Here is a 14132-nt window from a genome sequence, read left to right on the forward strand (position 1 = left end):
ATGACTTTGGTGACCACCGACCGCGCCGCCTTCCGCGACGCTCTGCCCGAAGGGGGCCGGCTGATCGGCATGGATGTCGGCACCAGGACGATCGGCTTGGCCCTGTGTGACGCTGGCTGGTCGATCGCCAGCCCCGCCTACACCGTGGCGCGAACGAAGTTCGGCAAGGACAAGATCGGCCTAGCCGCCTTCATCGCGCAGCAGCAGGTGAAGGGCATCGTCATCGGCCTTCCCCTCAATCTCGATGGCAGCAGCTCGCCGCGCGCGCAGGCCAGCCGCGCCTTTGCCCACAACATCGCCGACCTTGGCCTGCCGATCCTTCTTTGGGACGAACGCTGGTCCACCCAGGCCGTCATCCGCACCCTGCTGGAGGCCGACGCCAGCCGGGCTCGCCGCGACGAACTGGTCGACAAGCTGGCGGCGAGCTACATTTTGCAGGGCGCGATCGACGGGCTGGTCGGGGGGCTTTGATACCTTTGGATCGTGCTGTGCAGGCTGCCCTCCGAATACCGGACTCGCGCGCGGCCTGGTAATGACATCAACGAAATATGCAGCGGCTCAACGCAATGCTCCGCGCGACACGAACCGCCTCGGCGCGACGGTTGGACGTATCACCCCCTACCCCGCCCGGTGATAGTCATAGTCGAAGGCGCGGCCCTGCTGTTTTGTCAGGATCGCACCCACCACCGCGCCGCCTGCGCGACGCAGGCGTTCCGCCGCGACGCGCAGCCCGCCATGGTGGTTGCGGCCCCATTCGACCACCAACATGCTGACCTGGGTCTTGGCGGCGAGCAGCATCGTGTCGGTGAGGCCCAGGATCGGCGGCGCGTCGATCAGGACCGTGTCATAGCGCTCGCGCACGTCGCTCAGCAGCGAGTCGAAGGCCGGGGTCGCAAGCAGTTCGGCCGGGTTGGGCGGCACCGCACCGCATGGGAGGAGCGAGACGTTCGGGACGCCGGTATCCACCACCACATCGGCAAGGTCGGCCTGTCCGGTCAGCAGTTCGCTGATGCCGCCCTCTGGGGTCAGGCGGAACAGGCGGTGCTGGGCCGGGCGGCGCATGTCGGCGTCGATCACCAGCACCCGCTTGCCGAGCCGCGCCAATGCGAGGGACAGGGCGTTCAAGGTCAGCGACTTCCCCTCCCCCTCCTGCGCGCTGGTGACGAGGATTGAGCGCGGCAAGCCGCCGGCCGACGCGAGCAGCAGAGACGAAGCGATAGGCGCGAAAACCTCCGGCGGCTGTGGATTGTCGCCCGTCACCGGCACCGCGCCAAGGAGCGGCATCCCCACTCGCTCGGCCAACGTATCGGCGGAGGTCACCGCGTCGTCGAACATATGGCGCGCGCCGACCAGCAGAAGACCCAGCGCCAGCCCGCCCAGCGCCGCGAACAGCAGCGTCTCCCCCACCTTGGGCGAGAAGGGTCGGGTCGGCACGGCGGCGCGGTCGAGCGGCTGTATCCGGCCGGCCTGGAAGCCGGCTTGCGAGGCCATGTCGCGATATCGCTGGAGCAGGCTGTCGTGCAGCATCCGGTAGGTATCGACCGAACGTTCCATGATTCCCATCTGGACGTCGCGGCCCTGCTCCATCCGCGCCTGCTGCTCCAAATCAGCGATCTCGCGCGCGATCTGCTCCTCGCCGCGCCGCGCGACCTCAAATTGCTCGCGCAAGCTGTTGCGGATGGTGCCGGCCATGGCATCGGCCTGTTCGTCGAGCGCAATCAGCTTCGCGCGGGCCTCGCGCATTTCGGGATGGGCGTCCTTGCGGAACTGGCGTTCCTCGGCGATCGCTGCGCGAGCCCGGGCGCGATCGGCCATGATTTGCTGCATCGCGCCGTTGCCGAGCACTTCGGGCAGCGTGTCGGCGCTGGCGCGGCGGGCGCTTTCCCAGCGTTTCTGCGCGGAAATGCGCTCTGCCACCGCCTGCGCGCGGAAGCCGTTCAATTGCGCGAGGCGGGCGGCGGTAACGCCTTCCGGGGCGGGCTTGTCGGCGTTAGCGGGTTCGGGCGCGCCGTTGCGGGCGGCATAGACGGCCAGGTCACGCTCGGCGTGGGCAAGGTCGCGGCGCGCGCCATCCAACTCGCCCAGCAAGAAGCGGCGGGCCTGTACGCCCGATTCAAAGCCACGCTTGAGGTCCGCGCGGATCAGGCTGTCGGCATAGCTGTTGGCGACGCGAGCGGAGAGGATTGGGTCGGCGCTGACGAAACTGATGCGAAGAACGCGCGATTTGCCGGGCAGATCGACCTCCAGATGATCGCGCAGCAGTTGCACGACGCGGTCCTGCTCGACCTGCCGCTGCGAAAGGCTGCCCTTGCCCTCGGTTGGGCGGGGCTCGTCCATGCCTTGAAAGAAGGTGGGCGTGCCGACCAGGGCCAGATCGCGCGCGACATCTTCAGCGAGGGCACGGCTGCGGAGAACCTCAAGCTCGGTCTGCATCAGCGCTTCGGTGTCGGCGGGCGCGGTGACACGCTGGGCCGCGCCGGAGCCTGCCGCACCGGCCGGCACATCCTCCACCTCGACCGAGGCGGTCGCGCGGTAATCGGGAGTCGAGAGGAGAATGGTGAGCGCGCCGGCCAGCAGGCAGAGCGCCATGGTGACGAACAGGATGATGCGGTGGCGGCGCAGCACCGCGCCGTAATGGCGCATCCGGTCGGCAAGGCGGGTATTCCAGCCATAGGAGCGGCTGTCATTTTCGTCACGGATCGGGGTAGGCGTGATGTCCATGGCTCAGCGTCCGTCCAGCGCGATGAAGCCGGCCGCAAGCGCGGGCACCGCGAGCAGCGCCCCGCCTAGTATCGCTTTCGCCTGCGAGAGGCCGACGATGATCTGGTCGCCGGGCAGGATTTCGGGGTCGGGCGCCTTGCCGCGGCGGATTGCGGCAAGGTCGAACATCGCCGCCTGCCTTTGCCCCTCGACTTGGCGCACAACCACCACTTGGTTCAGGCCGGCGAGCCGGGTCGGTCCTTTGGCAAGCGCGACTGCCTGAAGCAGGGACAGGCGGCCCTCGACCGGGTAAAGGCCGGGTTCGCGCACTTCGCCGTCCAGCGTGATGCGGCGGCCAACCGCCTTCTTGACGAAAAGCGTGACCTGCGGGTTGACCAGATAGCGTTCGCCCAGCCGCCCGGCGATCACGTCCGCCGCCTCGCCGGAGGTGAGGCCCGCGACGGAGACATCGCCGATCAGGGGCATCCGCACCATGCCGGCAGCGGTCACCTGCGCGTCCTCCAAGCTGAGGCCGGGTTCATGATAGACTTGGACGCGGAGAACATCGTCAGGTGCGATGCGATAGTCGATGCCGACCGCTGGCGCTGGCGGGACGAGCGCATAGGCGGATTCGCCCTTCGGCGCGTCGAGCGCGGTGGCGCATCCCGCAAGCAGGACCGCCGTCAAGGCAAGCGCGATGATGCCGTGTTTCTGCCTCATCCGCGCTCCTGCCTCGTCACAACCCCGACAAGGCAGGCGGTTAGCGGCGCGACAGGCCCATGGCAACCGGAAGTGGGACGGGCCGAAGCGCGGCGCGGATCAGACGGCGATACGGCCCGGCGCGGGTTCGACCATCCGGCGCGGCTGATCCGGCCAGATTCCCCGCGTGTCATAGACCGCCTTGCCGGCGCGCTCGTCGACGGGAACCGATTTGAACATGTCATGATCGACAAGAATGACGAAGACGCCGCATTGTTCCAGAGCCGTATCGAGATCGATCAGCTCCGCGCCGGTGCCGGCGAATTCCATCGGCAGCGCCTGCGCATAGGGTTCGACCAGCTTGACGCGGCGGCCGTAGCGGCGGGCGAGGCGCGCGGCGACCTTCACCGCCGGGCTTTCGCGGAAATCGTCGATGTTCGCCTTGAAGGCGAGGCCGAGGCAGGCGACCTCCTCATGCGGGAAGGCGTCGATCAGGTCGGAGGCCCTGGCGACGACATGGTCGGTCTTGCCGTCGTTCACTTCGCGCGCGGTGCGGATGATGCGGGCATTTTCGGGGTCGCCATGGACGATGAACCAGGGGTCGACCGCGATGCAGTGACCGCCGACGCCCGGGCCGGGATTGAGGATGTTGACGCGCGGGTGCCGGTTGGCGAGGCGGATCACCTCCCACACGTCGATGTCCATATTCTCCGCGATCACCGACAGTTCGTTGGCGAAGGCGATGTTGACGTCGCGGAAGCTGTTTTCGACAAGCTTCACCATTTCGGCCGCGCGGGCGGTGGTGGTGATGCACGCGCCGCGCACGAACTGGCGGTAGAAGCCCAGCGCCTTGCGCGCGCAGCGGGGGGTGATGCCGCCGATGCAGCGATCATTGTCGATCAGTTCGACGAGGATGCGGCCTGGCAGCACGCGCTCGGGGCAATAGGCGATGGCGATGTCGCCCGCGACGCCGGTGCCGGGCATCTTGAGGTCGGGGCGCATGGTGCCGATGACGTCGCGCATCGCTTCGGTCGTGCCGACGGGCGAGGTGGATTCGAGGATCACGGTGTCGCCGGCCTTGAGCACCGGGGCGATGGTGCGCGCGGCCTTCAAAACATAGGAAATGTCGGGCGCCCGGTCCTCCGCCACCGGGGTGGGCACGGCGATGATGAAGACGTCGCTGTCCTCGACCGTCAAGCTGGCGCGCAGGTTGCCGCGCGCGACGACGCCCTGGACGAGGCCGTCGAGATCGACTTCCTCGATATGGACGCGGCCCGAATTGACCGTCTCGACCACATGGGCGCTGACGTCCACGCCCACGACCTGCGCGCCGCCGCGCGCGATCAGCGCAGCGGTCGGCAGGCCGATATAGCCCAGGCCGATGACGGAAACCTTCTGCTTGGAATCTACGGGCATGGATGGTCCTTGATCGCCGATATTTCGGCCGATCTTGTGCCCGGAAATGCTGAAGATTTCGGTAATGGCGGCCGGCGCGGTGGCCGGCCGGGCGTTACCGGTAGCGGGGCGCGGGCTGGCGCGCCATGTGCATGGGCGATCGCACGACGGGGGTCGTGATGATCTTCGTCTTCATGAGCGCGCGGATGCGATCGGCGCCGTCGGGATTGAGCAGGACGACGCGCGTGCCGCCCGACGTCAGCTTCTCGATGACCGAAATGGCGACGTCATGCTTCGCGCAGAGCGCCTCGACATCGGCGACCGGCGCGCTCACGTTGATGGCGCGGCTCATGCGCGGGCACCGGCGGCGCGGAAATGGACGATGGGGATCATGGGAACGCTCCTTGCTTGGCAAGCGGGAGCGCGATGGTCTCTCGGTCGGGGCGAAGGCTTGCAGGCTTGATTTCGCGGCGATGGGCCGTCCCTAGCAGGTTGTGGCCGGTGCGTCGCGTTTATTATGCGCCCGCAATGATCTCGGCGATTCGCTCCGCCGCCTGCCCGTCGCCAAAGGGATTATGCGCGCGGGCCATCGCCTGATAGGCGTCCTCGTCGTCCAGCAGCGCCAGAACCTCGCGCACGATCAGCGCGCGGTCGGTGCCGACAAGCTTCGCCGTGCCCGCCGCCACGCCCTCGGGCCGTTCGGTGGTTTCGCGCATCACCAGCACCGGCTTGCCGAGCGAGGGGGCTTCTTCCTGCACGCCGCCGCTGTCGGTGAGGACGAGGTGGCACATGTCGAGCAGGCGGACGAAATGGGGATAGTCGAGCGGCTCTATCATCGCGACGTTGGGGAGGTCGCCCAGCACCGCGTCCATGACGGGGCGAACATTGGGGTTGGGGTGGACGGGGAAGATCACCGCCACGTCCGGGCGTGCGGCGATGTCGGCGATGGAGCGGGCGATCGCCTCCATGCCGCCGCCGAAATTCTCGCGGCGGTGGCTGGTGACGGCGACGATGCGCTTGCCCGCGAAGCGCGCGGCGAGATCATCGAGGCCACTCGCCAGCGCCGGATCGGCCAGCACGCGGTCGCGGGTGGCGAGCAGCGCGTCGATCACGGTGTTGCCGGTGATGTGGATGCTCGCCGGATCGCGATTTTCAGCCAGCAGGGCGTCGGCGGCGGCCTGCGTCGGCGCGAAGTTCATGTCGGCGATGCAGGCGACGACGCGGCGATTGACCTCTTCGGGCCAGGGATGGTGGATGTCGCCGCTCCGCAGGCCCGCCTCGACATGCCCCACCGGAATCTTGCGATAATAGGCGGCGAGGCTCGCCACCATCGTCGTCAGCGTGTCGCCATGGACGAGGATGCGGTCGGGCCTTTCGGCGTCGAAAGCCTTGCCCAGTTCCACGATCAGCTTGGCGGTGAGGCCGTCGAGCGTCTGATTGGGCACCATGACGTCGAGGTCGATGTCCGGGACGATGCCGGCGATGTCCAGCACCTGATCGAGCAGGCCACGATGCTGCGCCGTCACGATGACGCGCGTATCGATGCCGGGCCGCGCGCGCAGGGCATGGACCACCGGGAACATCTTGATCGCTTCGGGCCGCGTCCCGAACACCAGCGCAACCTTCATCATCATCCTTCGTTCATGCCGTCCCGCCTGCCGCCGCTGTGGCAGATAATCGTAACCATCGGCTGAACGTAGGATAGTCTGCACGGCCTTTTGCAACGGCCTGCCGCTATGCTAGAGGCCGGCAACCCAAACATCCTTTCAGGGGCGATACGGATTTTATGAAGATCACGATGATCGGCACCGGCTATGTCGGCCTGGTGTCCGGGGCCTGTTTTGCGGATTTCGGCCATGACGTGGTGTGCGTCGACAAGGATGCGGGCAAGATCGCGGCGATCGAGGCAGGCACGATGCCGATCTTCGAGCCGGGGCTCGATCAACTGGTCGCTACCAATGCCGCCGCCGGCCGCCTAACCTTCACCACCGATCTCGCCTCAGGCGTCAAGGGTGCCGATGCGATCTTTATTGCGGTAGGTACGCCATCGCGCCGGGGTGATGGTCATGCCGATCTGTCCTATGTCTATGCCGCCGCGAAGGAGATCGTGGAAGCGCTGGACGCGCCCGCCGTCATCGTCACCAAATCGACCGTGCCGGTCGGCACCGGCGACGAGGTGGAGCGGATCGCCCGCGAGCTGAAGCCCGACCTCGCCATTCAGGTGGTGTCCAACCCCGAATTCCTGCGCGAGGGCGCGGCCATCGGCGATTTCAAGCGGCCCGACCGCGTGGTCGTGGGCACCACTGGCGACGAGCGCGCCATTGCGGTGATGCGGCAAATCTATCGCCCGCTGAATCTCAATCAGGCGCCGGTGATGTTCACCGGGCGGCGGACGGCCGAGCTCATCAAATATGCCGCCAACGCCTTCCTGGCGACCAAGATCACCTTTATCAACGAAATGGCGGACCTGTGCGAGGCGGTCGGCGCGGAGGTGCAGGACGTGTCGCGCGGCATCGGCCTCGACAACCGGATCGGCAGCAAGTTCCTTCATGCGGGGCCGGGCTATGGCGGCTCCTGCTTCCCCAAGGACACGCTCGCGCTGGTCAAGACGGGGCAGGATTATGACACGCCGATCCGCATCGTGGAGACGGTGGTGCAGGTCAACGACCTGCGCAAGCGGGCGATGGGACGCAAGATCGTCAAGGCGCTGGGCGGCGACGCGCGGGGCAAGACGGTGGCGCTGCTCGGCCTCACCTTCAAGCCCAACACCGACGACATGCGGGACGCGCCGAGCCTGGCCATCGTGCAGGCGCTGGAGGATGCGGGCGCGCGGGTGGTCGCTTATGATCCAGAGGGCGCGCATGTCGCCGCGCCGATGATGCCCAATGTCACCATGGCGAAGGACGCCTATGAGGCGGCGCAGGGCGCGGATGTGCTGGTGCTGGTGACCGAATGGGACATCTTCCGCGCGCTGGACCTGAAGCGGCTGGCGGCGGTGATGACCCAGCCGGTGCTGGTCGACCTGCGCAACATCTATCCCGTTGAGGAAGCGGTGGCGGCGGGCTTCGCCGTTTCGCGGGTCGGCGGTCAGGGCAGTTGATCCGGCCATGGGAGCAGGAGGGCGGCAACGCCCTCCCCCGCTGGCATCACTGGCTGATCGCGGCCGGGACGCTGTTCCTGATGGGGCTGATCGTACCCCTTTTCGCAGCCTTTATCTGACGCTTACGCCTTGATCTTCCAGCCGCGCTGGAGCAGCACGTAGCACAGCGTGCCGAAGATAAGGTTGAGCGTCAGCAGCACGCTGCTGCCCACGACGACATTGGTATCGGCCGCCGCGACGAAGCCATAGCGAAAGCCGGAAATAATGTAGAAGAAGGGGTTGGCGTGGCTGATACCCTGAAAGAAGGGCGGCAGCCGGTCGATCGAATAGAAGGTGCCTGACAATAGGGCGAGCGGGCCGATCATGAAGTTGGTGATGGCCGCGCCATGATCAAACTTCTCCGCCCAAATCGATGTCAGCACGCCCAGGAAAGCGATAAAGCTGGTGCCGAGCAGGCCGAACCAGATGACGGCCCACAGATGTGCCGGCGTCACATGCACGCCAGGCCATGCGATCATCGCCAGCCACAGCGCAAGCCCCACGAAGACAGCGCGCGTGACCGACGAGGCCGCCAGGGCGAAGAGCAGTTCACCGACCGATATCGGCGGCATGAGATAATCGACCAGCGTGCCCTGCACCTTCCCCACCATCAGCGCGAAGCTGGCATTGGCGAAGCAGGCGTTGATCATTCCCATGATGATGAGGCCGGGCGCGATGAAATCGGCGAAGGGCACCGCCTGGCCATTCAGACTGACCGTCCGGCCGCTTCCGCCCAGCGCGACGATGAAGATGATGAGGAACATGAGCGTCGTGATCGCCGGCGCCCAGACGGTCTGGAGCTGCACCTTCATGAAGCGGCGCACTTCCTTCCGATAGAGCGCCCATGTGCCGGCCCAGTTGATGTTGCGGATCTGCGGCACGCCGGGCTCGGCGAAGGGCGGCATCGGCGTCGAAGCGGTCGCATCGAGGGCAATTTGGGGCTGGTCGTTCATGGGCGGATCGACTATCGGCTGGTCCGTTGTGCTGCAAGGGGTTTGGGTTCAGGGATTTGAACCCGCGCACTCGCTTCCCCATATAGGAGGCACGAGCGAATTTGTGAGGAGTTTTTCATTGTCCTGGACCGACGAGCGTATCGACCAGCTCAAGGCGATGTGGGAACGCGGCCTGACCGCCAGCCAGATCGCCGACGAACTGGGCGGGGTCAGCCGTAATGCGGTGATTGGGAAGGCCCATCGCCTGGGGCTGCAGTCGCGCCCGTCGCCGGTGAAGGCCAATGAGCCTGTGAAGAAGAGCGCAGCGCCTCCGCCGCGCAAGCCCGAGCCGGAAGCCCCGCGCGCCGCTGCGCCGGTTCCGCCGGTGCAGCCCGCGATCGTGGCGCCCCGCCCGGTCGCGCCCGTCGCTCCTGCCGCGCCGGTCGCCGCGCAGCCCCCCGCCGAGGATTCGCCAGCCCCCGCGCCACAGCCGCGCATCATCTCGGTCGGCCCCGGCGGGTTCCTGCGCCAGGGACCGGGTGACCAGCAGGCCCCGATCCCGCCCGCGCCGCCGCGCCGGCTGGTGCCGGCCAAGCCGAGCCCGGAAATCGCTGACAAGACCAGTCTGCTCGACCTTACCGAACGCATCTGCAAATGGCCAATGGGTCATCCGGGCGAACCGGACTTCCATTTCTGCGGCGAGGCGGTGAACCCCGGCTTCCCCTATTGCGTCGAGCATTGCGGGCGCGCCTATCAGGCGCAACTGCCACGTGGCACGCGGCGACCGCCGCCGCCGCTTCCCTTTGGCGGGCCGCGGGTACGCTGATCCGGCGCACGGGGCAAAAGAAAAAGGGCCGCCCGGTGGGGCGGCCCTTTTCTTTTGAGTCATGAGGCGATCAGAAGCGGAACGCGGCGGTCGCGCGGACGCTCTGCGTCGTATACTGCTCGTTGCTGCGGCCGATGACCGTCTGGCCCGAAGTCGTCGCCGGATTGACGAACGGGTTGTTCGCCGGGGCGCTGCCGCGCGTCACCGTCACCGTATAGTCGTTCGGATTGAAGCGGGTGTAGCGGTAAAGAACGCCGATCGAGAAATTGTCGCTGACCTTGTGCTCGATGCCGCCGCCGAAGGTGTAGCCCCAATCATCTTCGGTCCGGTTGCTTTCGGTGAAGGTATTGGCGGTGTTGGTGGTCAGGAATCTGTTCTTGAACTTGCCATAGGCAACGCCGCCCGTCGCGTAGACCAGCGTCTTGTTAAGCGCTACGCCCGCGCGCAGACGGCCGGCTGCTTCCCAGTCGAGACGGCGGACCATCGTGTAGCTGGCGGGGGTGGTGCTGAAGCCCGTCACATAGTTGCTGCCATAGGACTGGCCGGCCTCCACGACCGCACCGACCACGAAATTGCCCATCTGCATGTCATAGCCAAGCATGCCAGACCAGGCCGCCTTGCCGTCCCGGTCGCCGCGCGAGCAGCTTGCCGGGCCCGTGCGCTTGCCGTTGCAGAAGCCGGGCGAAAAGGCATTGCCTCCGGCCGGCGTGCGGACGGTATCGTCAAACTGGCCGTCGCCGTTGGTGTCAAAGAACAGCTGCTCGGAGACGTTTGCGGTGCTGTTGGGCTGCCAGTTATAGCCCAGGGTGCCGCCGATATAGGGGCCGGTCCAATCGGCCGTAGCGCCATCGTCCTGCGCCATGGCTGGAGTCGCCAGGACGAACGCCAGGGTGGCGCCAAGCGGCGCAATTGCGGAAATCTTCATTAATATTCACTCCTCGCCTGCGACAGGGACGCTGATCCCCATCTGACCCGCCGCTAACGATCCCGACGCGAAGTTTGTTTCACAGGCGATTGTAACTTTTGATGGCTGGTGTTGCGACCGCGCAACGCTTGCGCGCGCCACGCGCCCGCTTATAGCTGGTGCCATGTCCGAAGACCTGTTCGCCGCCAACGCCGCCACCCAGCCCCAATATGACGCCTCCGCGATCGAAGTGCTGGAAGGGCTGGAGCCGGTGCGGCGGCGGCCGGGCATGTATATCGGCGGCACCGACGAGCGCGCGCTGCACCATCTCGCGAGCGAGGTGCTCGACAACAGCATGGACGAGGCGGTGGCAGGCCATGCCACCCGGATCGAGGTGACGCTGGAAGCCGGCAACAGGCTGACCATTACCGACAACGGGCGCGGCATTCCGGTCGATCCGCACCCCAAATTTCCCGGCAAGTCCGCGTTGGAAGTGATCCTGACGACGCTCCATTCGGGCGGCAAGTTCGAGGGGAAAGCCTATGCCACGTCGGGCGGGCTCCATGGCGTGGGCATTTCGGTGGTCAACGCATTGTCGACCGACACGGTGGTAGAAGTGGCGCGGAACAAGGAACTGTTCCGCCAGAGCTTTTCGCGCGGCCTGCCGCAGGGCGATCTGGCGAAGGTCGGCGCGGCGCCCAACCGGCGCGGCACGCTGGTGAGCTTCGTGCCCGACACGGAAATTTTCGGGGAACAGAAGTTCAAGCCGGCGCGGCTCTACCGCCTCGCCCGCTCGAAAGCCTATCTGTTCGCCGGTGTCGAAATCCGATGGAAATGCGCGCCGGACCTCATAAGCGACGATACGCCCGCGGAAGCGGTGTTCCAATTCCCCGGCGGGCTTGCCGATCATCTTAAGGAACAGGTGGGAGACCGGGAATGCGCGACCAGCGTCTTTTTCTCGGGCAATCAGGATTTTCCTGGCGAAGCGGGGCGCGTTGAATGGGCGGTCGCCTGGCCGCTCTGGTCGGACGGTAGCTACAGCTGGTACTGCAACACCATTCCCACGCCCGACGGAGGCACGCACGAGGCGGGCTTGCGCGCAGCGCTGGTGAAGGGCATTCGCGCCTTTGCCGAGTTGGTCGGGCAGAAAAAGGGCAAGGACATCACCGCCGACGACATCATGACGTCATCGGAGATCATGCTGTCCGTTTTCATCCGCGATCCCCAGTTCCAGAGCCAGACCAAGGACCGGCTCACCAGCCCGGATGCCGCGCGGCTGGTCGAGAACGCCGTGCGCGATCATTTCGACCACTTCCTTACCGACCATATGGACCGTGGGAAGGCGCTGCTCGCCTATGTGATCGACCGCATGGACGAGCGGCTCCGCCGACGCCAGGAAAAGGAGGTCAAGCGCAAGACCGCGACCAACAGCCGCAAGTTGCGCCTGCCCGGCAAGCTCACGGATTGTTCCAACGATGACCCGGAAGGCGCTGAAATCTTTCTGGTCGAAGGCGACAGCGCGGGTGGTTCGGCCAAGCAGGCGCGCGACCGCAAGACGCAGGCGATTCTGCCCCTTCGCGGCAAAATATTGAACGTGGCGTCCGCCAACACCGCCAAGATTCTCGCCAACCAGGAAATCGCCGACATGATCCTGGCGCTGGGCTGCGGCACGCGCAAGGACTGCAATCCGGACAATCTCCGCTATGAACGCATCGTCATCATGACCGACGCGGACGTGGACGGCGCGCATATCGCGACGTTGCTGATGACCTTCTTCTTCCAGGAAATGCCGGAGCTGGTGCGGCGCGGGCATCTCTATCTCGCGCAGCCACCGCTTTATCGGCTCGTGGCAGGCGGCAAGAGCCTCTACGCCAAGGATGACGCGCATCGCGCGGAGCTGGTGCGGACCGAGTTCAAAGGCAAGAAGGTCGATGTCAGCCGTTTCAAGGGGCTGGGCGAAATGAACCCGATGCAGCTGCGCGAAACCACCATGGACCCCAAGACACGCAGCCTCATCCGCATCACTTTGCCTGACGATGTCGAGGACCGGCAGCAGGTGCGCGACCTGGTCGATCGGCTGATGGGCACCAACCCGGCGCACCGCTTCGCCTTCATTCAGGAAAATGCGGCGGCGGTGGACGGCGAAGCGATCGACGCATGAGGGGGAACTATCCGCCTGACGTTGCGCGAGTGGCGTCCCCCCACCCCAACCCCTCCCCTGAAGGGGAGGGGCTTTATCGGCGCGCCTAGTCCATGGCGGCGCGTATCATGGCGGGCTTGTGGGTGGTAATCGCCATGTTGTTTGCCGGCGCGCAGGCTGCACCCTCCCCCGCCTATCAGGCGCGCGCTGCTCAACTCGTCCGCGTCCTCACCGCCCCTGGCGAGGAGACCGATTTCTTCTCCACCCTCTTCCTGGAAGCCGTGCCCGTCGACCGCTGGCGGACCATCGCCGCCGATCTGCGCGCGCAGCATGGCAAGCCGCTGGCGCTGGGCGCGGTCAGCCGGACGAGCGATACGGCGGGTCAGGTCGAGGTGCGGTATGAGCGCGCGACGGTGGGCTTCACGCTGGTTGTCGCGCCGCAAGCGCCTAGTCGGGTCGTCGGACTGCATATCGTCGGGGCCAAGGTGTCTCAGGACAGCATGGACAAGGTGATGGCTGACATCGCCACTCTCCCCGGCCGGACCGCCTTTGCCGTCGCGCTGCTGGAGGATGGCGCGCCGCGCCTGCTGTATGCGCGCGACGCCGACCCGCAGATGGCGACCGGCTCCAGCTTCAAACTTTATCTGCTCGCCGAAATGGTCCGCGCGACAGCGGCGGGCGAACGGCGCTGGAGTGACGTTGCGCCGCTCGGTCCGAAGAGCTTTTCCGGGCGGCTGATGCAGTGGCCCGATGGCGCGCCGATTACGCTGCACAGCCTCGCCACCGCGATGATTGCAGAAAGCGACAATAGCGCGGCGGACACGCTGATGCAGGTGCTGGGGCGGGAGAAGGTCGATGCGATGCTGGCCGCGACCGGCCATGCGGCTGCCGGAAAAACGCTTCCGGTGCTGACCACGGCCGAAGCCTTCGCGCTCAAGATGCCGGGAAATGCCGATCTTCGCCGGCGCTACGAAGCCGCATCGCCAGAGGGCCGGCGTGCGCTGCTGAGCGAGGCGGCCGCGCGGCTCACGGCGGCGAACGTCGATGTCGGCAGCGTCGCCGAGGTGCCGACCGCGATCGAAAGCATCGAATGGTTCGCTTCGCCGCGCGACATGATCGGCCTGCTCGACTGGTTGAGGCGGCGGGGCGGCGAGGCGCTGCCGATTCTGGCAGTCAGTCCGGGCATCGCGCCCGCCGACGCCAAGCGCTGGCGCTATCTGGGCTACAAAGGCGGCAGCGAACCGGGTGTCATGGCCATGAACTTCTTGGCGCAGGGGCAGGACGGCCGCTGGTATGCGATGAGCGGCATGTGGAACAATCCGGCCGCGCGGGTCGAGGAAGCGCAGTTCGTGGCACTGATGACGCGGGCGCTCAACCTGCTGGCGGATCGATAGGCG

General features: G+C 66.4%; 13 protein-coding genes. 6 read left to right on the forward strand and 7 right to left on the reverse strand.

Features of this window, described 5'->3' with window-relative positions; genetic code table 11:
* The gene (ruvX, locus tag ACETPF_RS00210; protein ID WP_373932267.1) at positions 1-471 is read left to right on the forward strand and encodes a Holliday junction resolvase RuvX; all 471 of its coding nucleotides are present in this window, start codon (positions 1-3) and stop codon (positions 469-471) included.
* A gap of 147 nt (positions 472-618) precedes the next feature.
* Here the strand turns inward: ruvX and ACETPF_RS00215 are convergent, their stop codons facing one another.
* The 5 genes from ACETPF_RS00215 to wecB form a co-directional block, all read right to left on the reverse strand.
* Positions 619-2643, reverse strand: a complete 2025-nt coding sequence (locus ACETPF_RS00215) for a GumC family protein (protein ID WP_373933026.1) — start codon at positions 2641-2643, stop codon at positions 619-621.
* Positions 2644-2724: 81 nt separating this feature from the next.
* Positions 2725-3420 carry a polysaccharide biosynthesis/export family protein gene (locus ACETPF_RS00220; protein ID WP_373932268.1) on the reverse strand — a complete coding sequence of 232 codons (696 nt, stop codon included), beginning with the start codon at positions 3418-3420 and terminating at the stop codon, positions 2725-2727.
* A gap of 99 nt (positions 3421-3519) precedes the next feature.
* Positions 3520-4815, reverse strand: coding sequence for a UDP-N-acetyl-D-mannosamine dehydrogenase (gene wecC / locus ACETPF_RS00225; RefSeq protein ID WP_373932269.1), 1296 nt, complete (start codon positions 4813-4815; stop codon positions 3520-3522).
* A 94-nt stretch (positions 4816-4909) separates the two neighbouring features.
* On the reverse strand, positions 4910-5146 hold the full coding sequence (locus ACETPF_RS00230) for a hypothetical protein (protein ID WP_373932270.1): 237 nt from the start codon (positions 5144-5146) through the stop codon (positions 4910-4912).
* A gap of 163 nt (positions 5147-5309) precedes the next feature.
* Positions 5310-6422, reverse strand: coding sequence for a non-hydrolyzing UDP-N-acetylglucosamine 2-epimerase (gene wecB, locus ACETPF_RS00235; RefSeq protein WP_373933027.1), 1113 nt, complete (start codon positions 6420-6422; stop codon positions 5310-5312).
* Positions 6423-6580: 158 nt separating this feature from the next.
* Between wecB and ACETPF_RS00240 the strand changes: the two genes are divergently transcribed.
* Together ACETPF_RS00240 and ACETPF_RS00245 are read left to right on the forward strand one after the other, a co-directional pair.
* The gene (locus tag ACETPF_RS00240; RefSeq protein ID WP_373932271.1) at positions 6581-7894 is read left to right on the forward strand and encodes a UDP-glucose dehydrogenase family protein; all 1314 of its coding nucleotides are present in this window, start codon (positions 6581-6583) and stop codon (positions 7892-7894) included.
* Entirely contained in the window at positions 7891-8013 is a 123-nt protein-coding gene (locus tag ACETPF_RS00245; RefSeq protein WP_373932272.1) for a hypothetical protein, read from the forward strand. Before ACETPF_RS00240 ends, ACETPF_RS00245 begins: the two co-directional genes overlap by 4 nt.
* 3 nt (positions 8014-8016) lie before the next feature.
* On the opposite strand, the gene ACETPF_RS00250 is transcribed toward ACETPF_RS00245, so the two are convergent.
* On the reverse strand, positions 8017-8886 hold the full coding sequence (locus ACETPF_RS00250) for an ABC transporter permease (RefSeq protein ID WP_373932273.1): 870 nt from the start codon (positions 8884-8886) through the stop codon (positions 8017-8019).
* Between the two features lie 118 nt (positions 8887-9004).
* Here ACETPF_RS00250 and ACETPF_RS00255 point away from each other — a divergent pair, with 118 nt between their 5' ends.
* Positions 9005-9691: a GcrA family cell cycle regulator gene (locus tag ACETPF_RS00255; RefSeq protein ID WP_373932274.1), complete on the forward strand. Its 687-nt coding sequence runs from the start codon at positions 9005-9007 to the stop codon at positions 9689-9691.
* A gap of 70 nt (positions 9692-9761) precedes the next feature.
* On the opposite strand, the gene ACETPF_RS00260 is transcribed toward ACETPF_RS00255, so the two are convergent.
* Complete coding sequence (locus ACETPF_RS00260) at positions 9762-10616, reverse strand: outer membrane protein (RefSeq protein ID WP_373932275.1); 855 nt, start codon at positions 10614-10616, stop codon at positions 9762-9764.
* Positions 10617-10779: 163 nt separating this feature from the next.
* Here ACETPF_RS00260 and parE point away from each other — a divergent pair, with 163 nt between their 5' ends.
* Together parE and ACETPF_RS00270 are read left to right on the forward strand one after the other, a co-directional pair.
* Positions 10780-12756, forward strand: a complete 1977-nt coding sequence (gene parE / locus ACETPF_RS00265) for a DNA topoisomerase IV subunit B (RefSeq protein ID WP_373932276.1) — start codon at positions 10780-10782, stop codon at positions 12754-12756.
* 92 nt (positions 12757-12848) lie between these two features.
* On the forward strand, positions 12849-14129 hold the full coding sequence (locus tag ACETPF_RS00270; protein ID WP_373932277.1) for a serine hydrolase: 1281 nt from the start codon (positions 12849-12851) through the stop codon (positions 14127-14129).
* Positions 14130-14132: the final 3 nt, after the last annotated feature.

Source organism: Sphingobium agrisoli (assembly GCF_041877245.1).
GTDB lineage: Bacteria > Pseudomonadota > Alphaproteobacteria > Sphingomonadales > Sphingomonadaceae > Sphingobium.